The sequence below is a fragment of the uncultured Xylophilus sp. genome, from assembly GCA_913776965.1.
Taxonomy (GTDB): Bacteria; Pseudomonadota; Gammaproteobacteria; order Burkholderiales; family Burkholderiaceae_C; genus Xylophilus.
In genome coordinates, this window is record CAJYQL010000030.1 from 1 (window position 1) to 26,485 (window position 26,485).

Consider the following 26,485-nt stretch of genomic DNA (forward strand, 5'->3'; position numbering starts at 1 on the left):
TCTCGGCGATGGTGCGGATCAGCGTCTCGGTGAAGTCCATCAGGTCGCGGTAGTTCCAGTAGGCCGCGTAGAACTCCATCATCGTGAATTCCGGGTTGTGCCGGACGCTGATGCCTTCGTTGCGGTAACTGCGGTTGATCTCGAACACCCGCTCGAAGCCGCCGACGATCAGCCGCTTCAGGTAGAGCTCCGGCGCGATCCGCAGGAACATCTCCTGGTCGAGCGCGTTGTGGTGCGTCTTGAACGGCTTGGCGTTGGCACCGCCGGGGATTGGATGCAGCATCGGCGTCTCGACCTCCAGGAAGTCGTGCGACACCATGAATTCGCGCAACGCCGACACCGCCTTGCTGCGGGCCGCGAAGCGGGCGCGGGCCTGCTCGTCGGTGATCAGGTCGACATAGCGCTGGCGGTACTTCTGTTCCTGGTCGGCCATGCCGTGGAACTTGTCGGGCAGCGGCCGCAGGCTCTTGGTGAGCAGCCGCAGCGAGGTCACCTTGATCGACAGTTCGCCGGTCTTGGTTTTGAACAGCGTGCCTTCCGCGCCGACGATATCGCCCAGGTCCCAGCGCTTGAAGTCGGCGTAGGCCTCTTCGCCCAGCGCATCGCGGGTGACGTAGAGCTGGATGCGACCGGTGGCGTCCTGCACGGTGGCGAAGCTGGCCTTGCCCATCACCCGCTTGAGCATCATCCGGCCCGCGACGCCGGCTGCCGGTGCGGCGGCTTCCAGTTCGGGCGCCTCGGTCGCGCCATGGGTGTCGAGCAGTGCGGCCGCCCGGTCGCGGGGCTTGAAGTCGTTGGGGAACGCCGCGGTGCCAGCATCGGCATGGAAGGCCCGCAGGGCCCGGAGCTTGTCGCGCCGCTCGGCGATCAGCTGGTTCTCGTCCTGCGAGGGGAGGGCGGCGGTGTTCGGAGCGGAAGGTGCAGACATGGGTACGGACAGAGCGAGGGGCCGGACAGGCCAAACCCGCGATTGTAAATTTGTACCTGCCGTCCGCGCCGCCGGCACCGTGCCGGCCGCCACGACTTCAGGGGCCGATGCCGCTGCGCGCCAGGATGTCACCCACCAGCTCCAGCCGCACGACTGGATTCTCGAGGGCCATCAGCTGGTGGCGCAGTTCCAGCGGCAGCGGCAGCAGCTCGGCCCACCGGTTCGCGACCCAGCCGCAGTCGTCGAGCCGCCAGGGCGGCGTCATCGGCAGCGGTGGCGCCTCGGGCTGGTGGATGCGCTGCTCCAGGGTGTCGATCAGCTGGCGCAGCGCGTCGGCATGCGGCTGCAGGTCCTCGGGCACCGCGACCGCCCGGTCGTCGTCGATCTGCCGCACGTCCGCCAGCCACAGGCCGTGCTGCAGCTGCTGGTGCTGTTCGATCCGGAAACGCTGGGTGCCGGTGCAGCGCACCGCGAGCAGCCCGGCCTGCGGCGATTCCACCGACTCGATCACCGCCAGCGTGCCGACGGCCTGGAAGGTTTCCGCCGGCGCGCCGGCCGCCCGCACCTCGCGCCCGCCGGTGAGCGCGACAACACCGAAGGGCGCACCCGCCGCATGGCAGCGCCGCACCATGTCGAGGTAGCGCACCTCGAAGATGCGCAGCGGCAGCAGCCCGCCGGGAAACAGCACGGTGGACAGCGGGAAGAGCGGCAGGGAGCGCAGGCTGAGGTCGGACGTGGTCATGGCGGGCCTCTCGGAGGTGCCGACTATCATCCCACGGCGTCCCATTCCGCGGTGTCCGCGCTCCGAACGACCGTCCTCCATGCTCTACAACATCCTGTCTTTCCTGCTCGATACCGCCGTGGCCATCGTCGGCGGCGCCTGCCTGCTGCGCTTGGTGATGCAGCGCCAGCGGATGCCGTTCGGCAATCCGGTCGGCCGGCTGGTCTTCGCGCTCACCGACTGGATCGTGCTGCCGCTGCGGCGCGTGGTGCCGGGTATCGGCGGCTGGGACGTCGCGAGCCTGCTGGCCGGCTATCTGCTGGTGCTGGCCAAGCTGCTGGCGCTGTGGGGGGTACGCGGGGCGATGACGCCCGGGATGTTCCTGCCGGTGATCGCGCTGTTCGGACTGGCCCAGCTGGCGATCTCGGTCTTCACCGCGCTGCTGATCCTTTATGCGGTGCTGTCGTGGCTGCAGCCGCAGTCGCCGGTCATGCCGGTGCTCGACCGGATCTGCGCACCCCTGCTGGCGCCGCTGCGGCGCAGCCTGCCGTCGGTCAGTGGCTTCGATTTCTCGCCGCTGGTGCTGCTGCTGATCCTGCAGGTGCTCGGCATGCTGCTCGCCGGTGTGCAGGGCGAGGTGCTGCGGCTGATGTTCTGACGAAAAAAAGCCGCGATGGCACGGACCGTGCCATCGCGGCGGTGGGAACCGGATCGGTCAGGCGACGGCGTCGGCCGGCTGGCGCTGCAGCATCGCCAGGGCGCTGGCGATCGTCTTGCGCAACTGGCGGCGGTCGCTGATGAAATCGACCGCACCCTTGGTCTGCAGGAATTCGGCGCGCTGGAATCCTTCGGGCAGCGTGACCCGCACGGTGGATTCGATCACCCGCGGGCCGGCGAAACCAATCAGCGCCTTCGGCTCGGCGATCACGATGTCGCCCACGAAGGCGAAGCCGGCGGAGACGCCACCCATCGTCGGGTCGGTCAGCACGCTGATGTAGGGCAGGCCCTTCTTCGCCAGGCGGGTGAGCGCGGCGTTGGTCTTGGCCATCTGCATCAGGGACAGCAGGCCTTCCTGCATGCGTGCGCCGCCGGTGGCAGTGAAGCAGACGAACGGCACCTTCTGCTCGATGGCCGTTTCGACGCCGCGCACGAAGCGTTCGCCGACGACCGAACCCATGCTGCCGCCCATGAAGTCGAATTCGAAACAGGCGACGACCAGGCTGACGCTGTGCACCGCGCCGCCCATCACGATCAGCGCGTCGGTCTCGCCGGTGGCTTCCAGGGCTTCCTTCAGCCGCTCGGGGTACTTGCGGCTGTCCTTGAACTTGAGCGCATCGACCGGCAGCACTTCCTGGCCGATCTCGTAGCGGCCTTCCGGATCCAGGAAGGCGTCGAGCCGGGCCCGCGCGCCGATGCGGTGGTGGTGGCCGCAGCTCGGGCAGACGTTCTGGTTTTGCTCCAGATCGTTCTTGTAGAGCACCGTCTCGCAGCTCGGGCACTTGATCCACAGGCCTTCGGGCACCTGGCGGCGCTCTGTCGGGTCGGTCTGGGCGATCTTGGGGGGGAGGAGTTTCTCGAGCCAACTCATGGATGGGTCTCCTGGCTGCCGTGTGGAAATGGAGCGGGGCGCCCTTAGTGGGCGCCCCGGCAGGGAATCGGCGCGATTTTACCCGTCGAGGGCTTGGCGGATGCCGGCGATGAACGCGCCCGCGACCGTGGCGACCTGGTCGCGCGGCGCGTCTTCGACCAGCTGGATCAGCCGGGTGCCGATCACCACCGCGTCGGCCACCCGGCCGACCGCGCGCGCGGTTTCCGCATCCCGGATGCCGAAGCCGACGCCGACCGGAATCTTCACATGCTCGCGGATCTTCGGCAGCATCGCCTCGACCGCCGACGTATCGAGATGGCCGGCACCGCTCACGCCTTTGAGCGACACGTAGTAGACGTAGCCGCTCGCGACCTCCGCCACCTGGGCCATCCGCTGCGGCGTGCTGGTCGGCGCGAGCAGGAAGATCAGGTCGAGTCCGTGCGCCTTGAGCTGCGCGGCGAAGTCGCGGCACTCCTCGGGCGGGTAGTCCACCACGAGCAGGCCGTCCACACCGGCGGCCGCCGCATCGCGGACGAACGCGTTCGTGCCGTGCCGGCCGTCGTAGCGCTCCACCGGATTGGCGTAGCCCATCAGGACGATCGGCGTCGTGTCGTCGCGCTGGCGGAAATCGCGCACGATGTCGAGCACCTGCCGCATGCCGATACCGAGCGCCAGCGCCTTTTCGCCGGCGGCCTGGATGACCGGCCCGTCGGCCATCGGGTCGGAGAACGGCACGCCCAGCTCGATCACGTCGGCGCCGGCCGCGACCATCGCATGCAGGATGTCGGGCGTCGCGTCGGCGAACGGGTAGCCGGCGGTGATGTATGGGATCAGCGCCTTGCGGCCCTGCGCGCGCAGCGCGTCGAAGGTGGCGGCGATGCGGCTCATTGTTGCGTCCCCACGCCCTTGGCGCCCGAGGCATCGTGCTCGGCCACCATCGCACCCTTGACCACATGGCCGCGCATCGACGGCCGGTCGTAGAAGTCTACACCCGACAGGTCGGCGACGGTGCCGATGTCCTTGTCGCCGCGGCCGGACAGGTTCACCAGGATCGACTGGTCGCTGCGCATCGTCCTGGCCAGCTTCATCGCATAGGCCAGCGCATGACTGGATTCCAGCGCCGGGATGATGCCCTCGGTGCGGCACAGGTGGTGGAAGGCATCGAGCGCCTCCTGGTCGGTGGCGCCGACGTACTCGGCCCGGCCGATGTCGGCCAGGTAGGCATGCTCCGGCCCGACGCCGGGATAGTCCAGGCCCGCGCTGATGCTGTGCGTCTCGGTCACCTGGCCGTTGTCGTCCTGCAGCAGGTAGGTGCGGTTGCCGTGCAGCACGCCCGGGCTGCCGCGCTGGATCGAAGCGGAATGCTTGCCGCTGTCGAGCCCTTCGCCGGCGGCTTCCACGCCGATCAGCCGGGTGTTCGCATGCGGGATGTACGGATGGAAGATGCCCATCGCGTTGCTGCCGCCGCCGACGCAGGCGACCACCGCATCGGGCTGGCGGCCGGCGCCCAGGAATTGCGGCATCTGCTGCAGGCATTCGGTGCCGATCACGCTCTGGAAGTCGCGCACCATCGCGGGATAGGGGTGCGGGCCGGCGACTGTGCCGATGATGTAGAAGGTGTTCTCGACGTTGGTGACCCAGTCGCGCATCGCCTCGTTCAGCGCGTCCTTCAGCGTCTTGCTGCCCGATTCGACCGGCACCACCTGCGCGCCGAGCAGTTGCATGCGGTAGACGTTGGGGCTCTGGCGCTTGACGTCCTGGCTGCCCATATAGACCACGCATTCCAGGCCGTAGCGCGCGCAGATCGTGGCGGTCGCCACGCCGTGCTGGCCGGCGCCGGTCTCCGCGATGATCCGCGGCTTGCCCATGCGCCGGGCGAGCATCGCCTGGCCGATCACGTTGTTGATCTTGTGGGCGCCGGTGTGGTTCAGGTCCTCGCGCTTCAGGTAGATCTGCGCGCCGCCGATCTCCTGGCTGGTGCGCGCGGCGTGGTAGATCGGCGAGGGCCGACCGACGAAATGCGCAAGTTCGTAGCGGAACTCGGCGAGGAACTCCGGATCGTCGCGGTAGCGCGCATAGGCTTCGCGCAGTTCGTCGATCGCATGGGTGAGAGTTTCGCTGGCGAAGCTGCCGCCGTAGGGGCCGAAGTGCCCGGAAGCGTCGGGCTGCTGGTAGTCGAAGGACATGGTCGGAATCTCGAAGAAGGCCGGGCGCGGAGCCGGCCGGTGATCGCAGAAGGGAGGCTAGGCTGCGTCGGCGGCGCGCACGGCCGCGACGAAAGCCCGGATCTTGCCGGGGTCCTTGATGCCCTTGGACACCTCGACCCCGGAGCTGACGTCAACCGCGAGGGAGCGTCCCCGCGGGCGCAGCGCCGCGATCCCTTCGCCCACGTTTGCAGGCGTGAGTCCACCACTCAAGACGAGGTGAGCGTCGACGTTTGGAGGAAGCAGTGACCAATCGAATGTCTTTCCACCGCCGCCGTAGCCCTCGACATGGGCGTCGAGCAGGAGGCCGCGGGCGCGGGCGTGATCGGACGCGAATTTTACGAGGTCGACCGTCGGCGCGCCGGCGCCGAGGGGAATGCGCGCCGCCCGCAGGAAGGGGATGCGGCCCCGGTCGGATGCTTCCCAGCAGGCTTCGGGCGATTCGTCTCCATGAAATTGGAGGTTTGCGCCCGCCACACCTGCGCAGGCAGCTATCGTTTCAGGAGCAGACGCGTTGACGAACAGCAGCACTGGCGTGACCCAGGGCGGCAGGCGCGCCGCCAGCGCGGCGGCGCGTGCGGCGCTGACGTGGCGCGGGCTCGGCGGGTAGAGCACGAAGCCGACGGCATCGGCGCCGGCCTCGACCGCGGTGTCCAGGTCTTCCTCGCGGGTGATGCCGCAGATCTTGATGCGGGTGCGGGCGGGAACGTGGGGTGGGCGTGGGATCGGTGCGGCGGTCATGGCAGCCAATCGTACGCGGCGGCCGACGACGGCAGGCCCCAGGCCGGGTCGTAGACCGGGCCGACGAAGTAGAGCCCGTCGGGCGCGAAGGTCGGCGCGGCCGCGTCGCGCGAGCGGGCAGCGATCACCTCCGCGATCCAGTCGGGCGATGCGCGCCCGGTGCCCACCGCGATCAAACAGCCCATGATGTTGCGGATCATATGGTGCAGAAACGCGTTACCTTCGAAGTCGAAACGCCAGTAGGCCGAGGATGCGGCGCGGCTGTCCCGGCGGTGGATGTCGGCGCGATACAGCGTCTTGACCGGCGTCAGCGCCTGGCAGCCGGAAGCGCGGAACGAGGTGAAATCGTGCTCGCCCAGCAGGTGCCGGGTGGCCGCGCGCATCGCCTCGCCGTCGAGCGGCCGGAACACCCAGCCGACGCGGCCGGCCTCGACGCTCGGCCGTACCGGGGATTCCAGCAGCACATAGGCATACCGGCGGCGCTGCGCCGAGGCGCGAGCATGGAAGCTGTCGGACACCGGCTGCGCCCACTGCACCGCGATGTCCGGCGGCAGGAAGCTGTTGGTGCCGCGGACCCAGGAGCCCGGCGCCCGGTCGAGGGCCGTGTCGAAATGGACGACCTGCATCAGCCCGTGCACGCCGGCATCGGTACGGCCGGCGCAGATGGTGGAGACAGGCTGCACCGCGAAGGCGCCGAGGGCAGCTTCCAGCCGGTCCTGCACCGTGCGGCCCGACGGCTGGCTCTGCCAGCCTGCATACGATCCGCCGCCGTAGCTGACCCCGAGCGCGATGCGGCTCATGCCGCAGGTCGCGCGGCGATCGCGCGCCGGACTGCAGGTGCCGTCACTGCAGCGAGGCGAGCATGCGCTCGGCGCGTTCGCGCACCGAGCCGGAGGCCTCGGCAATCACCTCTTCGATCAGGTGGCGGGCGCCGTCCACATCGCCGATCGCGTTGAACTCTTCGGCCAGCGCGAGCTTGGTGGCGAGGGCGTCCTCGCCCGAAATCTCGCCGGGCTCGGCATCCGCCGCACCGGTGTCGGCGGGCGCCGGCGTGGGGCTGGGCGGCTCGCCGATGTCGAGCGACAGGTCGCCGAAATCGAAATCCGCCGGCGCGGGAGTGGGTGCGGGCGCATCCGCGATCGGTGGGCGGGCCGGCGGTTCGTCGAGGGTGAAGTCGAGGCCGAAGTCCGGGTCGGCCTCTGCGGCGGCAGCCGGTGCGGTCGGCGGAGGCGCCGGCGGCGGCTCGGAGAACGCGGAGAAATCCAGGTCCAGCGACGGCGGGATATCGATGGGCGGCGGGGCAGGCGATTCGTCCACTTCCGGAACGGGTATAGGCTCGGGCGGCGGCGGTGCGATCGGTGCAGGGGGCGGAGGCGGCGGTTCGATTTCCAGGTCGAGCGGAGGCGGTTCGGCCGAGGGAGGCGCGACGGTCAGTGCGGCAGCGCCGACCGCAGCACCGGCCATCAGACCGGCGCCACCGGCGGCTGCCTGGAACAGCGGATCGGCGGGATCGAGCTGCTCGCCGAGCGCACGGATGCGCTGCCAGTCCTCGCCGATACCGCCGGTCTGCCGGTGCGCCTCGGCGGCCAGCTCCTTGAATGCCGTAATGTCCTTGCGCTTGGCGTAGATCTCGGCCAGCTTGGCATGCAGCGCGGTGCGCGTCGGCTGGTTGCGCAGGGCTTCCTTGAGGATTTCTTCGGCCTGCAGATCGCGGCCGTACGCCAGATAGACGTCGGCCTCGGCCAGCGGATCGACGTCGCCGCCGGCATCGAGCTGGCTGGGCGAATAGGTGGTGGCAAGGCTGGAAGGCGCCCCCTCGCGGGTGTCCACATGCTGGCCGCCGCTGGCACCGAAGAAGGAGTCGGGCGGCAGCTTGCTTTCGAGGAAGCTGCTGTGGTTGTGGGCGGCCCGGCGCCGCTGCACCGTCCGGTAGGAAATAAGTGCGACCAGCAGCGCGACGAGCAGCCCGACGATACCGAGGACCCGCGGATCGCCCAGGGGGCCGCTGTCGAGCGGGTCTTCGGCGGGGGCGGCAGCGGGTGGAGCTGCCTGCGCGGTGGGCGGCGCGACCGGCGCCGCGGTGGGCGTCGGAGCAGGCGCGGGCGCCGTGGCTGTCGCCGGAGGCGATGCCGGTGCAGCCGGCGTCGGCGCGGGCGCAGCGGCCGGTGCTGGAGGCGCAGCGGCCGGCGTCGGTGTCGGCGTCGCCGCGACCCCAAGGCGATTCAGTTCGTTGACGTTGCGCGAGAGTTCCGCTACCCGGGCCGCGTTGTCGCGCGCCTGGCTGGCCTGGGCGATCTGCTGTTCGGCGTCGTTGCCGCCGCGTCCGGTGCCTTTGGACAGGGTCAGCCGGTCCGGGGTGGTGGCAGCCGGACGCCGGTCTTCCACTTGCGTCTGCACCGAGCCGGCGGCCGAGCGCTGCGGCTGCGCGGTTTCCACGCCGGGTGCGCGTCCGGCCAGCCGCCGGCGGAACTCGTTGAAATCGCGACTCTGGGCGACGATGATCTGCCGCGCTTCCGGTGCCGGTGTGGCGGCAGCCTGTGCGGCATCCGGCACGGCGAGGACGGCGCCGGAGCGGACACGGTTGACGTTGCCGCCTATGAAGGCATCCGGATTCGCCTGGAGCAGGGCCACCAGCATCTGGTCGAGCGACACACTCGGCGGCCGGACGCTGGCCGCGATCCGACCAGCGGTGTCGCCGGGGCGAACGGTGACCTGGCCGCCATTCGAGGTGGCCGGCGCCGGAGCGGCGCGCACGGGGGCCGTCCGTGCGGCGGCCGGCGCACGCGGCGGGGGTGCAGCCACCGGGGATGCCGGCGGCGGGGGCGCAGGTGCGATGGCAGGCGCCGGCACCGTCGCGCGAACCGGGGGCATCGGTGCAGGCGCCGTGACGACCGGCGGCGCAGGCGGCGGAAGCTGCGGCGCGACCGGCGCAGGACTGCGGTTCGCGGCGGCCGTCGGTGGATCGAGCAGCAACGTGTAGTTGCGCGAGAGCCGACCGCCGGCCCAGTTGGCCTCGATCAGCAGTTCCAGGAAGGGTTCGTTCACCGGACGGCTGCCGGCGACGCGCAATACCGCGCGGCCCGGGCTGCTGCGGTCGAAGGCGATCTGCAATCCTGCCAGCGCCGCGTTGAATTCGATGCCGGCGGCCCGGAACGCCGCGGGCGACGCCGGTTGTACCGAGAGAGATTCGGCCTCGGCGGCGGTGAGTTCGTTGACCTCGATCTCGGCACGCAGCGGCTCGCCGAGGTTGGAGCGCACCGTCATCCGGCCGAGCGACAGGGCCGCCGCATCCTGCGCCACGAGGCTGGCACCCAGCACGAGTGCGATGGTGGTGGCCGATACCCAGCGGTGGTGGTGGTCGTCGGAGGCAGTCGCTGCCTGCCGCACGCCGCGGCCGGGGATCGCCCCCACTGTTCTCGTCATGTCGCTGCCTGCCTCAAATCCCCCATGGCGGGATGGGCACCATAGCATCAACGTTTTGGGGTGACAAGCAACGTCGGTGCCGTGAGACAGCCGCTGCCGCAGCGGCTGCTCACAGTGCGGTCAGCGCGCCAGCAGGATGCGCAGCATGCGGCGCAGCGGCTCGGCCGCGCCCCACAGCAGCTGGTCGCCGATCACGAAGGCCGACACGTACTCCGGGCCCATGTTCAGCTTGCGCACGCGGCCGACGCCGACCTGCAGTCCGCCGGTGATGGAGGCGGGCGTCAGTTCCTTGACGGTGACCGCACGGTCGTTGGGCACCCACTTCACCCAGGGGTTGCCGGCCTTCACGATCGACTCGATCTCGGACAGCGGCAGATCCTTCTTCAGCTTGAGCGTCAGCGCCAGGCTGTGGCAGCGCATCGCGCCGATGCGCACGCACAGGCCGTCGACCGGAATCGGCGCTGGCGTGTCGAGGATCTTGTTGACCTCGGCCTGGCCCTTCCACTCTTCCTTCGACTGGCCATTCTCTAGCTGGGCGTCGATCCAGGGAATCAGGCCGCCAGCCAGCGGCGCGCCGAAGAATTCGGTCGGCACGTCCTCGCGGATGGTGGAGGCGACCTTGCGGTCGATGTCGAGGATGGCGGAGGAGGGGGTGCGCAGTTCCTCGGCCACCGCGTCGTGCACCACGCCCATGCCCTTGAGCAGCTCGCGCATGTGGTTGGCGCCGCCGCCGGAAGCTGCCTGGTAGGTCATCGAGCTGACCCATTCGACCAGCCCCTGCTTGAACAGGCCGCCCACGCCCATCAGCAGGATCGAATTGGTGCAGTTGCCGCCGATGTAGTTCTTCACGCCGCGGTCGAGGGCGCGCTGGATCACGTCGTCGTTGACCGGGTCGAGCACGATGACCGCGTCGTCCTTCATGCGCAGGGTGGAGGCGGCGTCGATCCAGTAGCCGTTCCAGCCGGCGGCGCGCAGCTTCGGGAAGATCTCGGTCGTGTACTCGCCGCCCTGGGCGGTGATGACGATATCGCACTTCTGCAGCGCGGCGATGTCGTGCGCGTCCTGCAGCGTGGTGTGCTGGCGGGCCTGCGCCGGTGCCTTGCCGCCGGCATTCGAGGTGGAGAAGAACACCGGCTCGATGACGTCGAAGTCGCCTTCTGCCTGCATGCGGTCGATCAGCACCGAGCCGACCATGCCGCGCCAACCGACCAGACCTACCAACTTGCTCATTTTCAAACGCCCCTACAGTGAAGAAACAGTGCCGACCGGGGGTGATCGCCTGGCTCGTCTGGGCCAGGAAGGGCGCACGACGAACCAGGCTGGATCAGCCCGTAATGGTCGTGGTTTTGGTGGTGATTGCGCGCGGCGCCACGTCAGCCAGGGCGGCAGGGACGGTGTTCGGTGCGAACGGGCGGGCGGCAAACATGGGTCGGCATTGTATATGCGGACGCGACAACGCCCTTGGCCTGGCGCGGATATAGTGCCGGGGCCGTCGCAGCGCCACGCCCGCGCGCGCCTCCACTCCAGGCCTCCCATGCCCGAATCCCCCGGCGTTCCGCCCGCTTTCCAGCACGACCTGGACCACCTCCGCGACCTGCTCGACCACAACACCGACTGGATCTGGGAGGTCGATGCGCAGGGGCGCTACACCTACTGCTCGGCGATGGTCACCCAGCTGCTCGGCCGCACGCCGGAGGAGGTCATCGGCCGCACGCCGTTCGACTTCATGCCGCCGGCCGAGGCCGCGCGGGTCGCCGGCACCTTCGGCGAGATCGTCGGCGCACGGCGGCCGTTCTCCGGCCTGGTGAACCGTAATCAGCGGCCCGACGGCAGCATCGTCATCCTGGAGACGAGCGGCGTGCCGCTGTTCGATGCCGCAGGGGCGCTGCGCGGCTACCGCGGCATCGATCGCGACATCTCCGCACTCGGCGAACGGGTCCTGCAGCTCGAGGCGGTGTACGACAGCACGCCGGTCGCGCTGTGCACGGTGGACCGGGACGGCCGCATCGCCATGGCCAACCGCGCGATGGGCGAACTGCTCGGCCGGGGCGCAGCCGAACTGCCCGGCCTGCGCATCGCCGAACTGCTGCCGGCGGCCCTCGACTGGATGGCCGCCGACTTCGCGCTGGCGGACGCCGACAGCGCCGCGCCGCTCGCGAGCCACGAGGTCGAGCACGACGGACGCTGGCTGCACGTCACGCCCCATGCGTTGCGGGATGCGCTTGGCGCGGTAGCGGGCCTGTCGCTCGCATGGCTGGACATCACGGCGCGCAAGCGGGCCGAACGCCAGTTGACCGAGGCGAACCAGCAGCTCAACCTGTATGCCCGTCAGGACTACCTGACCGGCCTCTACAACCGCCGCTACCTCGACGAGCGGCTCGCACGCGAGATCGGCCGCGCGCAGCGCGACGGCCAGCCGCTTTCGGTCTGCATGGTCGATGTCGACCATTTCAAGGATTACAACGACGCCCTCGGCCACCTTGCAGGCGACGCCTGCCTGCGGTCGGTGGCGCGCACGCTGGCGCAGGACGTGATGCGGCCGGGCGACCTGGTGAGCCGCTACGGCGGGGAGGAATTCGTGGTGGTGCTCGCGGCCACCGACGGGGACGGCGCGGCCCGCGTGGCGGAGCGCCTGCGTGCCGCGGTCGCGTCGCTGGGCCTGCCGCACCCGACGGCGCCGGCGGGCTGCGTGACCGTCAGCGTCGGTCTGGTCAGCTGCCGACCGCAGCGCAGCGGCACGGAGCTCGACGTGGCGACCCTGCTGCGGGCGGCCGACCGTGCGCTCTACGCCGCCAAGCGCGCCGGGCGCAACTGTGTCGCCGCCGAACCCGACCAGCGCCAGGCGCACTGACACACGCTCCGGCGGTGCCGCGCGTGCGGCCCGCCAGACACCGACCGTTCAACCGGCCGACAACGCCTTCACCACCGCATCGCCCATCTCGCGAGTGCCGACGCGGGTCGTGCCCTCGCTGTGGATGTCCGGCGTGCGCAGACCCTGGGCCAGCACCTTCTGCACAGCAGCCTCGATCCGGTCGGCGGCCTCGGTCTGCTGCAGCGAGAAGCGCAGCATCATCGCGGCGCTCAGGATCGTCGCCAGCGGATTGGCGATGCCCTTGCCGGCGATGTCGGGCGCGCTGCCGTGGCTCGGCTCGTACAGGCCCTGCTTCCGGTCGTTGAGCGAGGCCGAAGGCAGCATGCCGATCGAGCCGGTCAGCATCGCTGCCGCATCCGACAGGATGTCGCCGAACATGTTGCCGGTGACCACCACGTCGAACTTCTTCGGCGCCTTGACCAGCTGCATCGCGGCGTTGTCCACGTACATGTGGTCCAGCGCCACGTCCGGGTACTGCTTGGCGACCTCGACGACCACGTCCTTCCAGAGCTGGAAGGTCTCCAGCACGTTGGCCTTGTCGACGCTGGTCACCCGCTTGTCGCGCTTCTGCGCAGCCTGGAACGCGACGTGGGCGATGCGTTCGATCTCGGGGCGCGAATAGCGCATCGTGTCGAAGGCTTCCTCGGCGCCGGGGAAATGGCCGTCGGGTGCACTGCGGCGGCCGCGCGGCTGGCCGAAGTAGATGTCGCCGGTCAGCTCGCGGATGATCAGGATGTCCAGTCCCGCGACCAGTTCCGGCTTCAGGCTCGACGCGCCGACCAGCTCCGGATAGCAGATCGCCGGGCGGAAGTTGGCGAACAGGCCCAGGTGCTTGCGCAGGCCCAGGATCGCCTGCTCGGGCCGCAGCGGGCGGTCGAGCGTGTCGTACTTCCAGTCGCCGACCGCGCCGAACAGGATCGCGTCGGAGGCCCGGGCAAGGTTCAGCGTGGCGTCGGGCAGCGGATGGCCGGAGACCTCGTAGGCGGCGCCGCCGACCGGCGCGCTCTCGAGCGTCAGGTCCAGGTCCAGCACCTTCAGCACCTTGACGGCCTCGTCGACGATCTCGGGACCGATGCCGTCGCCCGGCAGAACTGCGATTTTCATGAGTTGCTCTTCTTTTGATAGCGGGGTGCGCAGGAGCCACCTGCGCAGGAGGCTGATTTCCCTCGAAAGATCAGGCGCTGACCATGCTGTGGGCGAGCCACGGCTTCTGCGCCAGGCGCTCGGCCTCGAAGGCCTTGATCTTGTCCTTGTGGCGCAACGTGAGGCCGATGTCGTCGAAGCCGTTGAGCAGGCAGTAGCGGCGGAAGGGCGCCACGTCGAACGGGATCTCCTCGCCCTGCGGGCGTACCACCACCTGGCGCTCCAGGTCGATCGTCAGCTGGTAGCCGGGGAAGGCGTAGACCTCGTCGAACAGCTGGACCACCGTCGCCTCCGGCAGGACGATCGGCAGCAGGCCGTTCTTGAAGCTGTTGTTGAAGAAGATGTCGGCGAAGCTCGGCGCGATCACGGAGCGGAAGCCGTACTGGTCCAGCGCCCACGGCGCATGCTCGCGGCTCGAGCCGCAGCCGAAGTTCTTGCGGGCCAGCAGGATCGAGGCGCCCTGGTAGCGCGGCTGGTTGAGCACGAAGTCCGGATTCGGCTTGCGGCTCGCCGGGTCCTGGCCCGGCTCGCCGTGGTCGAGGTAACGCCACTCGTCGAACAGGTTCACGCCGAAGCCGGTCTTCTTGATCGACTTGAGGAACTGTTTGGGGATGATCGCGTCGGTATCGACGTTCTCGCGGTCCATCGGGGCGACGAGGCCCTGGTGCACGGTGAATTTTTTCATGTCACGTAGTCCTTCGAATATCAGCCGCGCTCGCCTGTCTTCCCCAGCGGACGCCGCGGAACCGGCTCCGCCGGGCCGCCAGCGTCGCCCCCTGCAAGGGGGGAGGCGAAGCACGCAGTGCGCAGCCTGGGGGTTTGCTAGATCTTGCGGATGTCGACGAAATGGCCGTGGATCGCCGCAGCCGCGGCCATCGCCGGGCTCACCAGGTGGGTGCGGCCGCCGGCGCCCTGCCGGCCTTCGAAGTTGCGGTTGCTGGTGGAGGCGCAGCGCTCGCCCGGCTCCAGCCGGTCGGCGTTCATCGCCAGGCACATCGAGCAGCCGGGTTCGCGCCATTCGAAGCCGGCGGCCTTGAAGACCTGGTCCAGGCCCTCGCGCTCGGCCTGGTCCTTCACCAGACCGGAGCCGGGCACCACCATCGCCACCTTCACGTTCTTCGCGACCTTCTGGCCGAGCTTCTTCACCACCGCGGCGGCTTCGCGCATGTCCTCGATCCGGCTGTTGGTGCAGCTGCCGATGAAGATCTTGTCGACGAAGATGTCGTCGAGCGGCTTGCCCGGCGGCAGGCCCATGTAGTTCAGCGCCCGTTCGATCGCGCCGCGTTTGGTCGCGTCCTTCTCCTTGTCCGGGTCGGGCGTGCGGCCGTCGATGCCGAGCACCATCTCGGGCGAGGTGCCCCAGGTGACCTGCGGCACGATGTCCTCGGCACGCAGCTCGACCACCGCATCGAACTTCGCATCCGCATCGGAGTGCAGCGTGTTCCAGTAGGCGACCGCCTGGTCCCACTCCACGCCGGTCGGCGACAGCGGGCGGTTCTTCACGTAGTCGATCGTCTTCTGGTCGACCGCCACCATGCCGGCTCGGGCGCCCGCCTCGATCGCCATGTTGCAGACCGTCATGCGGCCTTCCATGCTCAGGCTGCGGATCGCCGAGCCGCCGAACTCGATCGCGTAGCCGGTGCCGCCGGCCGTGCCGATCCGGCCGATGATCGCCAGCACGATGTCCTTGGCGGTCACGCCGGGGGCCAGCGTGCCTTCTACCTTCACCAGCATGTTCTTCATCTTCTTGGCGAGCAGCGTCTGCGTCGCCATGACGTGCTCGACCTCGCTGGTGCCGATGCCGTGGGCCAGCGCGCCGAACGCGCCGTGGGTGGAAGTGTGGCTGTCGCCGCACACCACCGTCATGCCGGGCAGGGTCGCGCCGGTCTCCGGGCCGATCACGTGCACGATGCCCTGGCGCTTGTGCAGGAACGGGAAGAACGCGGCGGCGCCCAGGCCGTCCATGTTCTTGTCCAGCGTGGTGATCTGCTCCTTGCTCACCGGGTCGGTGATGCCGTCGTAGCCGCGCTCCCAGCCGGTGGTCGGGGTGTTGTGGTCGGCGGTGGCGACGATCGAGCTGACGCGCCAGACCTTGCGGCCCGCCTCGCGCAGGCCTTCGAAGGCCTGCGGGCTGGTCACCTCGTGGACCAGGTGGCGGTCGATGTAGAGGACGGCGGTGCCGTCTTCCTCGGTGGTGACGACGTGCTCGTCCCAGATCTTGTCGTAGAGGGTGCGTCCCATGGTGCTGCTTCCTTCGTGGGGTGGATATTCGTGGGGAATCGGTGTCGAGGCGGTCAGGCGGCGGCCAGCGCCGGCCGTGCCGCCTGCGGCGCGGCCAGGTGGTCGACCAGCATGCGGGCGGTGACGGGCAGGGCGGCGAAATCGCGGGCGAGGATGCGCAGTTCGCGCGCCGCCCAGTCGTCGGTCAGCGCCACGGCGCGCAGCGCGCCCACGCCGCCCATCAGCGCGAAGGCCCGGTCCGGCAGCACGCCGATGCCCAGGCCGTTGTCGATCATGCGGCACATCGCGTCCAGGCCGGTGACCTGGATGCGCAGCTTCAGCGGCTTGCCGGCGCGAGCGGCGGCACGCTGCATCGCCAGCCCGATGCTGCTGTTGGCATGCAGGCCGACGATGTCGCAGTCCAGCGCTGCTTCGAAATCGATAGCATCGTGCGCAGACAGGGCGTGCGCTTGCGGCACGACGAGCACCAGACGGTCCTGGCGGTACGGCTGGCTCTGCAGGTCGGCGGTTCCGCCGGTCCCGGCCGCATAGTGGGCGATGCCGATGTCGGCCGCGCCTTCGCGCACAGCCTGCGCGACGTCGGCGCTCAGATGCTCCTGCAGGTCGATCTTCACCTGGCCGTGGCGGGAAACGAAAGCGCCCAGGTCCTCGGGCAGGAACTGCACGATCGCGGAAATGTTGGCGTGGATGCGCACGTGGCCGCGCACGCCGTCGGCGTATTCGCTCAGCTCGCCCTGCATCTTTTCCAGGCCAAACAGGACGGCGCGGGCATGGTGCAGCAGGTTCTCGCCGGCGGGGGTGAGCCGCACGCCGCGGCTGTGGCGGTAGAGCAGGGGGGTGTCGACCGTGGCTTCCAGTTCCGCCAGCCGCTTGCTGACCGCCGAGGCGGCGATGAATTCCCGTTCCGCCGCGCGGCCGATACTGCCCAGCTCGCACACAGCCACGAAGAGCTGGAGCGAGGTCAGGTCGATGCGGCGCGCAAAACTGCGCTCGGTACTTTTCATGGGGCGTGGGCCATCGCGGTTGGCGACGTGATCCACGATTTTCTCTGCAAAAAGAAACCCCCGCCATCTCTCATGGAGACGGCGGGGGCATCGTGCGACGAGTGCGGCGCTTAACTGAACAGGTTCTTCAGCTTGTCGGTCCAGGTTTCGCCGTTGGGCGAATGCTTGCCGCCACCCTTCTTCAGCGACTCTTCCAGCTCGCGCAGCAGCTTGCGCTGGTGCTCGGTCAGCTTCACCGGCGTCTCGACCGCGATGTGGCAGTACAGGTCGCCCGGGTAGCTGGAGCGCACACCCTTGATGCCCTTGCCGCGCAGCCGGAACTGCTTGCCGGCCTGGGTGCCTTCGGGAATGTCGATCGCCGCCTTGCCGTTGAGCGTCGGCACCTCGATCTCGCCGCCGAGCGCTGCGGTGATGAAGCTCACCGGCACCTGGCAGTGCAGGTCGTCTCCGTCGCGCTCGAAGATGTCGTTCTTCTTGACGCGGATCTCGATGAACAGGTCGCCCGGCGGCCCGCCGTTGGTGCCCGGCTCGCCGTTGCCGACGCTGCGGATGCGCATGCCGTCGTCGATGCCGGCCGGGATCTTCACTTCCAGCGTCTTCTGCTTCTTGATCTGGCCCTTGCCGTGGCAGGTCGTGCAGGGCTCGGGAATGATCTTGCCGGTGCCGTGGCACTGCGGGCAGGTCTGCTGCACGCTGAAGAAGCCCTGGCGCATCTGCACCGTGCCGCCGCCGTTGCAGGTGGTGCAGGTGATCGGCTTGGTACCGGGCTTGGCGCCGCTGCCGTGGCAGGTCTCGCAGGATTCCCAGCTCGGAATGCGGATCTGCGCATCCTTGCCGCGGGCGGCTTCCTCGAGTGTGATCTCCATCGCGTAGCTCAGGTCGCCGCCGCGGTAGACCTGGCGGCCGCCCGCCCGGCCGCGCTGCTGGCCGAACATGTCGCCGAAGATGTCGCCGAAGGCTTCCGCGAAGCCGCCGAAGCCTTCCGCGCCGCCCGGGCCGCGCATGTTGGGATCGACGCCGGCATGACCGTACTGGTCGTAGGCCGCCCGCTTCTGCGGATCGGCCAGCATCTCGTAGGCCTCCTTGGCCTCCTTGAACTTTTCCTCCGCCGCCTTGGCCGCATCGCCCTGGTTGCGGTCGGGGTGGTGCTTCATCGCGAGCTTGCGATAAGCCTTCTTGATGTCCTCGTCGCTCGCGTTCTTCGCGAGGCCGAGCACTTCGTAATAGTCACGTTTCGCCATTGCTTCTCTTCAGGTCTGTCGACAACAGAACGCCGCGCCGGCTTTCTTGCGAAACCCGGCGCGGCGGCACAGACGCTCGAGCGCCCGGTGGGCTGGTCAGCCCTTCTTGACTTCCTTCACCTCGGCATCGACGACGTTGTCGTCGGCCGGGCCGGTGGCGGTGGTGTGCGCCTGCGGCTGCTCGGCGGCACCGTCGCCGCCCATGCCGCCTGCGGCCGCCTGGTCGGCGTACATCTTCTCGCCGAGCTTCTGGCTCGCGGTCATCAGGGCGGTCGTCTTTTCCTCGATGGCCGACTTGTCCTCGCCCTTCAGCGCTTCTTCCAGGTCCTTGGCGGCCGCCTCGATCTTCTCCTTCTCGCCGGCCTCGAGCTTGTCGCCATGCTCGGCCAGGGACTTGCGCACGCCGTGGACCGTGGCCTCGCCCTGGTTACGGGCCTGCACGATCTCCAGCTTCTTCTTGTCCTCGGCCGCGTTCAGCTCGGCGTCCTTCACCATCTTCTGGATTTCCTCCTCGGAGATGCCCGAGTTGGCCTTGATGGTGATCTTGTTCTCCTTGCCGGTCGCCTTGTCCTTGGCGCCCACGTGCAGGATGCCGTTGGCGTCGATGTCGAAGGACACCTCGATCTGCGGGGTGCCGCGGGCGGCCGGCGGGATGCCTTCCAGGTTGAACTCGCCGAGCAGCTTGTTGGCCGAGGCCAGCTCGCGCTCGCCCTGGAACACCTTGATCGTCACCGCCGGCTGGTTGTCGTCGGCGGTCGAGAAGGTCTGCGCGAACTTCGTCGGGATCGTGGTGTTCTTGGTGATCATCTTGGTCATCACGCCGCCGAGCGTCTCGATGCCGAGCGACAGCGGGGTCACGTCGAGCAGCAGAACGTCCTTGCGGTCGCCGGACAGCACCTGGCCCTGGATCGCGGCACCGACGGCCACGGCCTCGTCCGGGTTCACGTCCTTGCGCGGCTCCTTGCCGAAGAACTCCTTGACCTTCTCCTGCACCTTGGGCATGCGGGTCATGCCGCCGACCAGGATCACGTCGTCGATGTCGGATACCGACACGCCGGCGTCCTTGATCGCAGTGCGGCAGGGCGCGATGGTGCGCTCGACCAGCTCGTCGACCAGGCTTTCCAGCTTGGCGCGGCTCAGCTTGATGTTCAGGTGTTTCGGGCCGGTCGCGTCGGCGGTCACGTAGGGCAGGTTGATGTCGGTGCCGCTCGAAGACGACAGCTCGATCTTCGCCTTCTCGGCCGCTTCCTTCAGGCGCTGCAGCGCGAGCACGTCCTTCGACAGGTCGACGCCCTGTTCCTTTTTGAACTCGCTGATGATGTAGTCGATGATGCGCTGGTCGAAGTCCTCGCCGCCGAGGAAGGTGTCGCCGTTGGTCGACAGCACTTCGAATTGCTTCTCGCCGTCCACGTCGGCGATCTCGATGATCGACACGTCGAACGTGCCGCCGCCCAGGTCGTACACGGCGATCTTGCGGTCGCCCTTCTCGTTCTTGTCGAGGCCGAAGGCCAGTGCCGCGGCGGTCGGCTCGTTGATGATGCGCTTGACATCCAGTCCGGCGATGCGGCCGGCGTCCTTGGTGGCCTGGCGCTGGGCATCGTTGAAGTAGGCCGGCACCGTGATCACGGCCTCGGTCACCGGCTCGCCCAGGTAGTCCTCGGCGGTCTTCTTCATCTTGCGCAGCACTTCGGCGCTGACCTGCGGCGGGGCCAGCTTCTGGCCGCGCACTTCCACCCATGCGTCGCCGTTGTCTGCCTTGGCGATGCTGTAGGGCATCAGGTCAATGTCCTTCTGGACTTCCTTTTCCTCGAACTTGCGGCCGATCAGGCGCTTGACCGCATAGAGGGTGTTCTTCGGGTTGGTGACCGCCTGGCGCTTGGCGGAGGCGCCGACGAGGATCTCGCCGCCTTCCTGGTACGCGATGATGGACGGCGTGGTGCGAGCGCCTTCGGAGTTCTCGATGACCTTGGTGGTGTTGCCCTCCATGATCGCAACGCACGAGTTGGTCGTGCCCAGGTCGATGCCGATGATCTTGCCCATGAATTTCTCCTGATCTGAAAAAGTTTGCTTGTCGTCGAGTTGTGGATAACTTTGCACGATTCAAGAGGCGAAATGCCTGTCGATCGCACGGTGCCGCCCTCTGCGGCATCCACGGGAAACGGGTGGCTTACTTCGGCGCCGCGACGGTCACCAGTGCCGGGCGCAGCGTGCGGTCGGCGATGGAATAGCCCTTCTGCAGGACCGACACGACGGTGTTGGCTTCCTGCTCCGCCGGGACCATGCTGATCGCCTGGTGCAGATGCGGATCGAACTTCGTGCCGGCGGGCGGCGCGATCGCGATCACCTTGTTGCGCTCCAGCGCCGAGCTCAGCTGGCGCAGGGTGGCTTCCGCACCTTCGCGCAGCTGCTCGGGCGTAGCTTCCTTCACCGCCAGCGCGGCTTCGAGGCTGTCAGCCACCGGCAGCAGGCTCTCGGCGAAGGACTCGATGCCGAACTTGCGGGCCTTGGAGATTTCCTCCTCGGCACGGCGCCGGGCGTTCTCGGCATCGGCCTTGGCGCGCAGGTACTGGTCGGCGAGATCGGCGCTCTTCTTCTGCAGCTCGGCGAGTTCGGCCTGCGCCTGGGTCAGCGCGTCGTGCGCGTGGGCGTGCAGGGCAGCCTCGGTTTCCTCGGGCGAGGCATCGGCGGGCGGAACGTTCTGGTTCTGGGAGGGATCGCTCATCGGTTCTGCGGAGGTTTCGGGTTGGTACGCGCGCCAGCTGGCGGCGGGCGGCAGGATTTCAAGGGTGGCGTCCGTACAGCCTGCGGTGCGCCGGAACGTCCCGCACATGGCTCTGGTTCGGTCGATTGCAAGGCGGGCTCCCGAACGAAAAAAGCCGGGCTATAATCGCCGGCTTTGCCTTGCCGCACCGCAAACAGACGCTGCGGGCGGCTTCATCCAGAAGGAGATCCGATGCGTCATTATGAAATCATCCTGTTGATCCACCCGGATCAGAGCGAGCAGGTGCCTGCCATGCTCGAGCGCTACAAGGGCATGATCACCGCCGGCGGCGGCAAGATCCACCGCGTGGAAGACTGGGGCCGCCGTCAGCTGGCGTACCTGATCAACAAGCTCGCCAAGGCCCACTACATCTGCATCAACATCGAAGCCGACCAGGCCGTGATGGCCGAACTGGAACATGCGTTCAAGTTCAACGATGCCGTGCTGCGCCACCTGACCGTGCAGCGCAAGAAGGCCGACACCGGCCCGTCCTCGATGATGAAGACCGTCGAGCGCGAGGAAGCCCGCAAGGCCCAGCAGGCCGAGTTCGCCGCTTCCGGCGAGCGCGGTGACCGCGGCGGCGACCGTGGCGATCGTGGTGGTGACCGCGGCGATCGCGGCGGCGACCGCGACCGCAGCTGACGTCTCCTGGGGGAGTGGACAACCGGGTCGTGCTGGCTGCCAGCATTGCCGAAGCCAAAGCCCTTCGTTTCACGCCTGCCGGGTTGCCCGCGCTGGACCTGCGGCTCGAACACGAGTCGCGGTGCGCGGAAGCCGGACAGCAGCGCGACGTGAAGGCCGCACTGAAGGCGGTGGCATTCGGTGCGGTAGCCGAGCGGCTCGCAAGCCAGCCGATCGGCAGCCTCTGGCGCTTCACCGGTTTTCTGGCCACCCCCCGGAACGCGAAGCACGTCGTGCTCCACATCCAGGATTTTCAACAGATCTAATTTCATCAGGAGTCCACCATGCCCGGACCGAAACGTTTCAACAAAGACAAGCGCCCGAAGCGCAACACCCAGTCGCTGCTGTTCAAGCGCAAGCGCTTCTGCCGCTTCACCGTGACCGGCGTCGAGGAAATCGACTACAAGGACGTCGACACCCTGCGCGACTTCATCGCCGAGAACGGCAAGATCATCCCGGCACGCCTGACCGGCACCCGCGCTATCTTCCAGCGCCAGCTCAACACCGCCATCAAGCGTGCGCGCTTCCTGGCCCTGGTCCCGTACAGCGACCAGCACAAGTCCAACTAAGGAGCCACCTGTCATGCAAATCATCCTGCTCGACAAGGTCGTGAACCTCGGCAACCTCGGCGAAGTCGTCAAGGTCAAGGACGGCTACGCCCGCAACTTCCTGATCCCGCAAGGCCGTGCACGCCGCGCGACCGCGGCCGCCAAGGCCGAGTTCGAAGCCAAGCGCGCCGAACTGGAAAAGGCGGCCGCTGCCAAGCTGGCCGAATCCCAAGCCCAGGGCGAAAAGCTCGCCGGCACGACCGTCAAGCTGACCCAGAAGGCCGGCGTGGACGGCCGCCTGTTCGGTTCGGTCACCAACGCGGACATCGCCGAGGAACTGAACAAGAACGGCTACAAGGTCGCGAAGTCGCAGATCCGTCTGCCGAACGGCCCGATCAAGGTCGTGGGCGACAACACCGTCTCCGTGCAGCTGCACACCGACGTGACCGTCGACATCACCGTGACGGTCTACGGCGAAACCGCCTGAGGTCCGCCACTCCGACGCAGAAGCCGCCGCAGGGCGGCTTTTGTGTTTCTGGCGGCGCGACTTATACCGGGTTGCCCCCCGGAACTGCACCGCCTGTCCACCCCTTATCCCCAGCCGGCGCCGGTGCGCCGGCCCGCCGAGGTCGCCATGTCCGCCGTTCCCAGCTACAGCAGCTTTGACGATGCCGCCGACCGCGAGGTTGCGCAGCTGCGGGTGCCGCCGCATTCCATCGAGGCCGAGTCCAGCGTGCTCGGCGGCCTGCTGCTCGACAACGGCGCCTGGGACCGCGTCGGCGACCTGCTGAAGGACGCCGACTTCTACCGGCACGAGCACAAGCTGGTATACGCAGCCATCGGCACCCTGATCAACGCGTCGAAGCCGGCCAACGTGATCACGGTGTTCGAGCAGCTGCAGAGCCTGGGCAACGCCGACGAGGTCGGCGGGCTGACGTACCTGAACGCGCTGGCGCAGTACGTGCCCAGCGCCGGCAACATCCGCCGCTATGCAGAAATCGTGCGGGAGCGTTCGATCCTGCGCAAGCTGGTCAGCGCCAGCGACGAGATCGCCACCAACGCCTTCAATCCGCAGGGCAAGCCGATCGCCAAGATTCTCGACGAGGCCGAGCAGAAGATCTTCAACATCGGCGAGGAAGGCTCGCGGATGAAGCAGGGCTTCCAGAGCATGGACACCCTGGTGGTTGACCTGCTCGACCGGGTGCAGGAGATGGCGGACAACCCGAACGACATCACCGGCGTGCCGACCGGCTTCTACGACCTCGACCGCATGACCTCCGGCCTGCAGGCCGGCGACATGGTGGTGCTGGCGGCGCGGCCGTCGATGGGCAAGACGGCGTTTGCGGTCAACATTGCCGAGCATGTGGCGCTGAACGAGGGTCTGCCGGTGGCGGTGTTCTCGATGGAAATGGGTGCCGCCCAGCTGGCGGTGCGTATCGTCGGCTCGATCGGGCGGATCGACCAGGGCCACCTGCGCACCGGCAAGCTGACCGACGACGAATGGCCGCGTCTCACCGAGGCGATCGAGCGGTTGCGGACCGTGTCGCTGCACATCGACGAAACGCCCGGCCTGACGCCGAGCGAACTGCGCGCCAATGCCCGCCGGCTGGCGCGGCAGTGCGGCAAGCTCGGCCTGATCGTGGTCGACTACCTGCAGCTGATGAGCGGCTCCGGCGGCGCGGGCGGCGACAACCGGGCGACCGAACTGGGCGAGATCTCGCGGGGCCTGAAGATGCTGGCCAAGGAGTTGCAGTGCCCGGTGATCGCGCTATCGCAGCTCAACCGGTCGGTGGAGCAGCGCACCGACAAGCGGCCGATGATGTCCGACCTGCGGGAGTCGGGCGCCATCGAGCAAGACGCGGACATCATCATGTTCATTTACCGCGACGACTACTACAACAAGGACAGCAAGGAGCCGGGCGTGGCCGAGGTGATCATCGGCAAGCAGCGGAACGGCCCGACCGGCACGGTCAAGCTGGCCTTCCTGAAGCCGCTGACGCGCTTCGAAAGCCTGATGACCGGTTCGTCGGACGACTTCTGAGGCCGTTTCGCACGAAAAAGAGCGCCCTGCGCCCGTCCGACGGGCGCAGGGCGCTCTTGTTTCGATAGCAGACGGTCAGCGGCCTGACGCCCAGACGATCAGCACGACCACCGCCACGAACAGGACGGCGCAGGCGATCGTCAGCAGCCGGGCGCGGGCCCGCAGGGTGCCCAGCGCCTGGACGACCATTTCGTGCTGCTCGGCCAGCGACTCCATCAGCGCGGCCGACGCCTGTTGCTCCTTCTCCAGCACCTGCACCCGCTCGTGCAGTGCCCGGGCGAGGGTGGCGATCGCCTCCGGGTCGTGCGAGCGCAGCACGTCGGCCGACACCTCGGCACCGGGCGGCGCGGGTTCCTTGCTGCTGCGGAACAGCTGCTTGGCCTGGCGCACCAGCTTCGGTGTCGCCTTGATCACGTCGTCCCAAGGGACGAGCTTGAGGGCGGTCATCCACAGGGCCATGGCCGCCTCCTGGTCAGAGCACTTCGCTCGCGAAGTCCGCGAGGCGCGAACGCTCGCCGCGGGCCAGGGTGATGTGCCCGCCGTGCGGCCAGCCCTTGAACTTGTCGACCGCGAAGGTCAGGCCCGACGATCCCTCGGTGAGGTAGGGCGTGTCGATCTGCGCCAGGTTGCCCATGCAGACGATCTTGGTGCCGGGGCCGGCGCGGGTGATCAGCGTCTTCATCTGCTTGGGCGTGAGGTTCTGCGCCTCGTCGATGATCACGTAGCGGTTCAGGAATGTGCGGCCGCGCATGAAGTTCAGGCTCTTGATCTTGATGCGCGAGCGGATCAGCTCGTTGGTGGCGGCCCGGCCCCATTCGCCGGCGTTGCCGCCGTCGCCCTTGGCCAGGAATTCGAGGTTGTCGTCGAGCGCGCCCATCCAGGGGCCCATCTTCTCTTCCTCGGTGCCGGGCAGGAAGCCGATGTCCTCGCCGACGCTCACCGTGGCGCGGGTCATGATGATCTCGGTGTAGCGGCGGTCGTCGAGCACCTGCGTCAGGCCGGCAGCGAGCGCCATCAGCGTCTTGCCGGTGCCGGCGGTGCCGGTCAGCGTGACGAAGTCCACTTCCGGATCGGTCAGCAGGTTCATCGCGAAGTTCTGCTCGCGGTTGCGGGTGTTGACGCCCCAGACCGCGTTCTTCGCGGAGCCGAAATCCTTCAATGTCTGCAGCACCGCGGTCTTTTCGCGGATCTCGGTCACGCGGGCGTAGAGGCTCGGCTCGCCGGGCGCCTCGAAGTACACGAACTGGTTGACCAGCAGGCTGGGCACCACCGGGCCGTTGATCCGGTAGAAGGTGCTGCCGCCGCTCTGCCAGCTCTCGACGCTCTTGCCGTTCTTGGTCCAAAAGTCGGGCGGCAGCGCCATCGCGCCGGAGTACAGCAGGTCGCCGTCTTCCAGCACCTTGTCGTTCTGGTAGTCCTCGGCGTCGAGGCCAAGGGCGCGCGCCTTCACGCGCATGTTGATGTCCTTGGACACCAGCACCACCTTGCGCGGTGCATGCTTGTCGCGCAGTGCCTCAACGACGCCGAGGATCTGGTTGTCGGCCTTGCCCTGCGGCAGGCTGGTCGGCAGGCTGTAGTCGAGCGCCTCGGTCTGGAAGAACAAACAGCCGCCGGCCTCGCGGTGGCCTGTGGTGTCGAGCTGCAGGCCCTTGGCGATGTCGGCGCCCTGCGCACCGGCCAGCGCATCGAGCGTGCGGCTGGTCTGGCGGCCGTTGCGGGCGACTTCGGTCATGCCCTTCTTGTGGCCGTCGAGCTCTTCCAGCACGATCATCGGCAGATAGATGTCGTGCTCCTCGAAGCGGAACAGGCACATCGGATCGTGCAGCAGCACGTTGGTGTCGAGCACGAACAGCTTGGTTTGTGCGCTGTCGGCGGCGGTGCGGCCGCGGCGCGCCTTCGGTGCGGCGGGTGCGTCGGCGCGGGTCATGCGGCCGCGAGCAGTCGATGGTGCGGTGGCCGGGGGCGCGACGGCGGGGGCCGGCGCCGCGGGGGCAGGCGCCTTCGCGCGCGATGCGGGGCGGCTGCCGCTCGGATGCGCCGTCAGCAGCGATGCGGTGGCCGGGCCGGCGGTCGTGGTGGACAGGACCTCGGGCACGGTCGGCGCCTCGACCGTGTCGGTGCGGTCGAGCGTATCGCGGGTGACCGGCACGGCCTGCAGTGCGACGGCCTCGGTGCGGCGTGTGCGCTTCTTCGCAGGCGCAGGCGACTGCGGCTCCACCGCGGCGGCGGTGTCGCGGGGCGTGCGGCCGGCTTGGGCGTCGGCCTCGTGGTAGGCCGATACCGGCAGGACGGTGGCGCGCTTCGAAGGGGCGGGAGGCAGGGGCATGGCGGTCAGTCGGCGAAGAGAA

The 26,485-nt window shown here is 68.5% G+C and carries 25 protein-coding genes; 7 read left to right on the forward strand and 18 right to left on the reverse strand.

Annotated elements, in window-relative coordinates; all coding sequences use genetic code 11:
* Together QZ500_RS05055 and QZ500_RS05060 are read right to left on the reverse strand one after the other, a co-directional pair.
* Positions 1-928 (reverse strand): amino acid--tRNA ligase-related protein (locus QZ500_RS05055; RefSeq protein WP_295851673.1); only part of this gene is annotated, 928 nt, incomplete at its 3' end.
* A 97-nt stretch (positions 929-1,025) separates the two neighbouring features.
* Positions 1,026-1,670, reverse strand: coding sequence for an LON peptidase substrate-binding domain-containing protein (locus tag QZ500_RS05060; RefSeq protein ID WP_295851676.1), 645 nt, complete (start codon positions 1,668-1,670; stop codon positions 1,026-1,028).
* 79 nt (positions 1,671-1,749) lie between these two features.
* Between QZ500_RS05060 and QZ500_RS05065 the strand changes: the two genes are divergently transcribed.
* Positions 1,750-2,307 carry a YggT family protein gene (locus QZ500_RS05065; RefSeq protein ID WP_295851679.1) on the forward strand — a complete coding sequence of 186 codons (558 nt, stop codon included), beginning with the start codon at positions 1,750-1,752 and terminating at the stop codon, positions 2,305-2,307.
* 57 nt (positions 2,308-2,364) lie between these two features.
* On the opposite strand, the gene accD is transcribed toward QZ500_RS05065, so the two are convergent.
* The 7 genes from accD to asd form a co-directional block, all read right to left on the reverse strand.
* A complete protein-coding gene (accD, locus tag QZ500_RS05070; protein WP_295851682.1) occupies positions 2,365-3,237 on the reverse strand; it encodes an acetyl-CoA carboxylase, carboxyltransferase subunit beta in 873 nt (290 codons plus the stop codon).
* Positions 3,238-3,315: 78 nt separating this feature from the next.
* The gene (gene trpA / locus QZ500_RS05075) at positions 3,316-4,125 is read right to left on the reverse strand and encodes a tryptophan synthase subunit alpha (RefSeq protein WP_295851685.1); all 810 of its coding nucleotides are present in this window, start codon (positions 4,123-4,125) and stop codon (positions 3,316-3,318) included.
* Complete coding sequence (gene trpB / locus QZ500_RS05080; protein WP_295851688.1) at positions 4,122-5,423, reverse strand: tryptophan synthase subunit beta; 1,302 nt, start codon at positions 5,421-5,423, stop codon at positions 4,122-4,124. The genes trpA and trpB overlap by 4 nt, the downstream gene beginning before the upstream one ends.
* Positions 5,424-5,480: 57 nt before the next feature.
* Entirely contained in the window at positions 5,481-6,182 is a 702-nt protein-coding gene (locus tag QZ500_RS05085) for a phosphoribosylanthranilate isomerase (RefSeq protein WP_295851691.1), read from the reverse strand.
* Positions 6,179-6,982 (reverse strand): tRNA pseudouridine(38-40) synthase TruA, encoded by an 804-nt coding sequence (truA, locus tag QZ500_RS05090; protein WP_295851693.1) that lies wholly within the window; start codon positions 6,980-6,982, stop codon positions 6,179-6,181. The genes QZ500_RS05085 and truA overlap by 4 nt, the downstream gene beginning before the upstream one ends.
* 43 nt (positions 6,983-7,025) lie before the next feature.
* Positions 7,026-9,605 (reverse strand): FimV/HubP family polar landmark protein, encoded by a 2,580-nt coding sequence (locus tag QZ500_RS05095; RefSeq protein WP_295851697.1) that lies wholly within the window; start codon positions 9,603-9,605, stop codon positions 7,026-7,028.
* Between the two features lie 120 nt (positions 9,606-9,725).
* Entirely contained in the window at positions 9,726-10,835 is a 1,110-nt protein-coding gene (asd, locus tag QZ500_RS05100; protein WP_295851701.1) for an aspartate-semialdehyde dehydrogenase, read from the reverse strand.
* Positions 10,836-11,139: 304 nt separating this feature from the next.
* On the opposite strand from asd, the gene QZ500_RS05105 reads away from it, so the two are divergent.
* Positions 11,140-12,456: a diguanylate cyclase gene (locus QZ500_RS05105; protein WP_295851704.1), complete on the forward strand. Its 1,317-nt coding sequence runs from the start codon at positions 11,140-11,142 to the stop codon at positions 12,454-12,456.
* Between the two features lie 48 nt (positions 12,457-12,504).
* Here QZ500_RS05105 and leuB read toward each other — a convergent pair whose 3' ends face one another.
* The 7 genes from leuB to grpE form a co-directional block, all read right to left on the reverse strand.
* Entirely contained in the window at positions 12,505-13,581 is a 1,077-nt protein-coding gene (gene leuB / locus QZ500_RS05110; protein WP_295851706.1) for a 3-isopropylmalate dehydrogenase, read from the reverse strand.
* A 70-nt stretch (positions 13,582-13,651) separates the two neighbouring features.
* A complete protein-coding gene (gene leuD / locus QZ500_RS05115) occupies positions 13,652-14,305 on the reverse strand; it encodes a 3-isopropylmalate dehydratase small subunit (protein ID WP_295851708.1) in 654 nt (217 codons plus the stop codon).
* A gap of 137 nt (positions 14,306-14,442) precedes the next feature.
* A complete protein-coding gene (leuC, locus tag QZ500_RS05120) occupies positions 14,443-15,861 on the reverse strand; it encodes a 3-isopropylmalate dehydratase large subunit (protein WP_295851710.1) in 1,419 nt (472 codons plus the stop codon).
* A gap of 53 nt (positions 15,862-15,914) precedes the next feature.
* A complete protein-coding gene (locus tag QZ500_RS05125) occupies positions 15,915-16,865 on the reverse strand; it encodes a LysR family transcriptional regulator (RefSeq protein WP_295851712.1) in 951 nt (316 codons plus the stop codon).
* A gap of 110 nt (positions 16,866-16,975) precedes the next feature.
* Positions 16,976-18,106, reverse strand: coding sequence for a molecular chaperone DnaJ (gene dnaJ, locus QZ500_RS05130; RefSeq protein WP_295851714.1), 1,131 nt, complete (start codon positions 18,104-18,106; stop codon positions 16,976-16,978).
* A gap of 96 nt (positions 18,107-18,202) precedes the next feature.
* Positions 18,203-20,146: a molecular chaperone DnaK gene (gene dnaK, locus QZ500_RS05135; RefSeq protein ID WP_295851716.1), complete on the reverse strand. Its 1,944-nt coding sequence runs from the start codon at positions 20,144-20,146 to the stop codon at positions 18,203-18,205.
* A 127-nt stretch (positions 20,147-20,273) separates the two neighbouring features.
* On the reverse strand, positions 20,274-20,828 hold the full coding sequence (gene grpE, locus QZ500_RS05140) for a nucleotide exchange factor GrpE (RefSeq protein WP_295851718.1): 555 nt from the start codon (positions 20,826-20,828) through the stop codon (positions 20,274-20,276).
* Positions 20,829-21,059: 231 nt separating this feature from the next.
* Between grpE and rpsF the strand changes: the two genes are divergently transcribed.
* The 5 genes from rpsF (at position 21,060) to dnaB (ending at position 24,137) form a co-directional block, all read left to right on the forward strand.
* A complete protein-coding gene (rpsF, locus tag QZ500_RS05145) occupies positions 21,060-21,509 on the forward strand; it encodes a 30S ribosomal protein S6 (RefSeq protein WP_295851720.1) in 450 nt (149 codons plus the stop codon).
* 14 nt (positions 21,510-21,523) lie between these two features.
* Positions 21,524-21,814, forward strand: a complete 291-nt coding sequence (gene priB / locus QZ500_RS05150; protein ID WP_295851721.1) for a primosomal replication protein N — start codon at positions 21,524-21,526, stop codon at positions 21,812-21,814.
* Between the two features lie 18 nt (positions 21,815-21,832).
* Entirely contained in the window at positions 21,833-22,117 is a 285-nt protein-coding gene (rpsR, locus tag QZ500_RS05155) for a 30S ribosomal protein S18 (protein ID WP_295851722.1), read from the forward strand.
* Between the two features lie 13 nt (positions 22,118-22,130).
* Positions 22,131-22,583 carry a 50S ribosomal protein L9 gene (gene rplI / locus QZ500_RS05160; protein WP_295851723.1) on the forward strand — a complete coding sequence of 151 codons (453 nt, stop codon included), beginning with the start codon at positions 22,131-22,133 and terminating at the stop codon, positions 22,581-22,583.
* A 147-nt stretch (positions 22,584-22,730) separates the two neighbouring features.
* Positions 22,731-24,137: a replicative DNA helicase gene (gene dnaB, locus QZ500_RS05165; protein WP_295851724.1), complete on the forward strand. Its 1,407-nt coding sequence runs from the start codon at positions 22,731-22,733 to the stop codon at positions 24,135-24,137.
* Between the two features lie 75 nt (positions 24,138-24,212).
* Here the strand turns inward: dnaB and QZ500_RS05170 are convergent, their stop codons facing one another.
* Together QZ500_RS05170 and QZ500_RS05175 are read right to left on the reverse strand one after the other, a co-directional pair.
* Complete coding sequence (locus QZ500_RS05170; protein ID WP_295851727.1) at positions 24,213-24,596, reverse strand: hypothetical protein; 384 nt, start codon at positions 24,594-24,596, stop codon at positions 24,213-24,215.
* Between the two features lie 13 nt (positions 24,597-24,609).
* On the reverse strand, positions 24,610-26,463 hold the full coding sequence (locus QZ500_RS05175) for a PhoH family protein (RefSeq protein WP_295851731.1): 1,854 nt from the start codon (positions 26,461-26,463) through the stop codon (positions 24,610-24,612).
* Between the last annotated feature and the right edge of the window lie 22 nt (positions 26,464-26,485).

Coding starts and splice junctions, on each gene's coding strand:
- QZ500_RS05060 (WP_295851676.1), bottom strand. CDS start 1,670: ATGACCACGTCCGACCTCAGCCTGCGCTCCCTGCCGCTCTTCCCGCTG.
- QZ500_RS05065 (WP_295851679.1), top strand. CDS start 1,750: ATGCTCTACAACATCCTGTCTTTCCTGCTCGATACCGCCGTGGCCATC.
- accD (WP_295851682.1), bottom strand. CDS start 3,237: ATGAGTTGGCTCGAGAAACTCCTCCCCCCCAAGATCGCCCAGACCGAC.
- trpA (WP_295851685.1), bottom strand. CDS start 4,125: ATGAGCCGCATCGCCGCCACCTTCGACGCGCTGCGCGCGCAGGGCCGC.
- trpB (WP_295851688.1), bottom strand. CDS start 5,423: ATGTCCTTCGACTACCAGCAGCCCGACGCTTCCGGGCACTTCGGCCCC.
- QZ500_RS05085 (WP_295851691.1), bottom strand. CDS start 6,182: ATGACCGCCGCACCGATCCCACGCCCACCCCACGTTCCCGCCCGCACC.
- truA (WP_295851693.1), bottom strand. CDS start 6,982: ATGAGCCGCATCGCGCTCGGGGTCAGCTACGGCGGCGGATCGTATGCA.
- QZ500_RS05095 (WP_295851697.1), bottom strand. CDS start 9,605: ATGACGAGAACAGTGGGGGCGATCCCCGGCCGCGGCGTGCGGCAGGCA.
- asd (WP_295851701.1), bottom strand. CDS start 10,835: ATGAGCAAGTTGGTAGGTCTGGTCGGTTGGCGCGGCATGGTCGGCTCG.
- QZ500_RS05105 (WP_295851704.1), top strand. CDS start 11,140: ATGCCCGAATCCCCCGGCGTTCCGCCCGCTTTCCAGCACGACCTGGAC.
- leuB (WP_295851706.1), bottom strand. CDS start 13,581: ATGAAAATCGCAGTTCTGCCGGGCGACGGCATCGGTCCCGAGATCGTC.
- leuD (WP_295851708.1), bottom strand. CDS start 14,305: ATGAAAAAATTCACCGTGCACCAGGGCCTCGTCGCCCCGATGGACCGC.
- leuC (WP_295851710.1), bottom strand. CDS start 15,861: ATGGGACGCACCCTCTACGACAAGATCTGGGACGAGCACGTCGTCACC.
- QZ500_RS05125 (WP_295851712.1), bottom strand. CDS start 16,865: ATGAAAAGTACCGAGCGCAGTTTTGCGCGCCGCATCGACCTGACCTCG.
- dnaJ (WP_295851714.1), bottom strand. CDS start 18,106: ATGGCGAAACGTGACTATTACGAAGTGCTCGGCCTCGCGAAGAACGCG.
- dnaK (WP_295851716.1), bottom strand. CDS start 20,146: ATGGGCAAGATCATCGGCATCGACCTGGGCACGACCAACTCGTGCGTT.
- grpE (WP_295851718.1), bottom strand. CDS start 20,828: ATGAGCGATCCCTCCCAGAACCAGAACGTTCCGCCCGCCGATGCCTCG.
- rpsF (WP_295851720.1), top strand. CDS start 21,060: ATGCGTCATTATGAAATCATCCTGTTGATCCACCCGGATCAGAGCGAG.
- rpsR (WP_295851722.1), top strand. CDS start 21,833: ATGCCCGGACCGAAACGTTTCAACAAAGACAAGCGCCCGAAGCGCAAC.
- rplI (WP_295851723.1), top strand. CDS start 22,131: ATGCAAATCATCCTGCTCGACAAGGTCGTGAACCTCGGCAACCTCGGC.
- dnaB (WP_295851724.1), top strand. CDS start 22,731: ATGTCCGCCGTTCCCAGCTACAGCAGCTTTGACGATGCCGCCGACCGC.
- QZ500_RS05170 (WP_295851727.1), bottom strand. CDS start 24,596: ATGGCCCTGTGGATGACCGCCCTCAAGCTCGTCCCTTGGGACGACGTG.
- QZ500_RS05175 (WP_295851731.1), bottom strand. CDS start 26,463: ATGCCCCTGCCTCCCGCCCCTTCGAAGCGCGCCACCGTCCTGCCGGTA.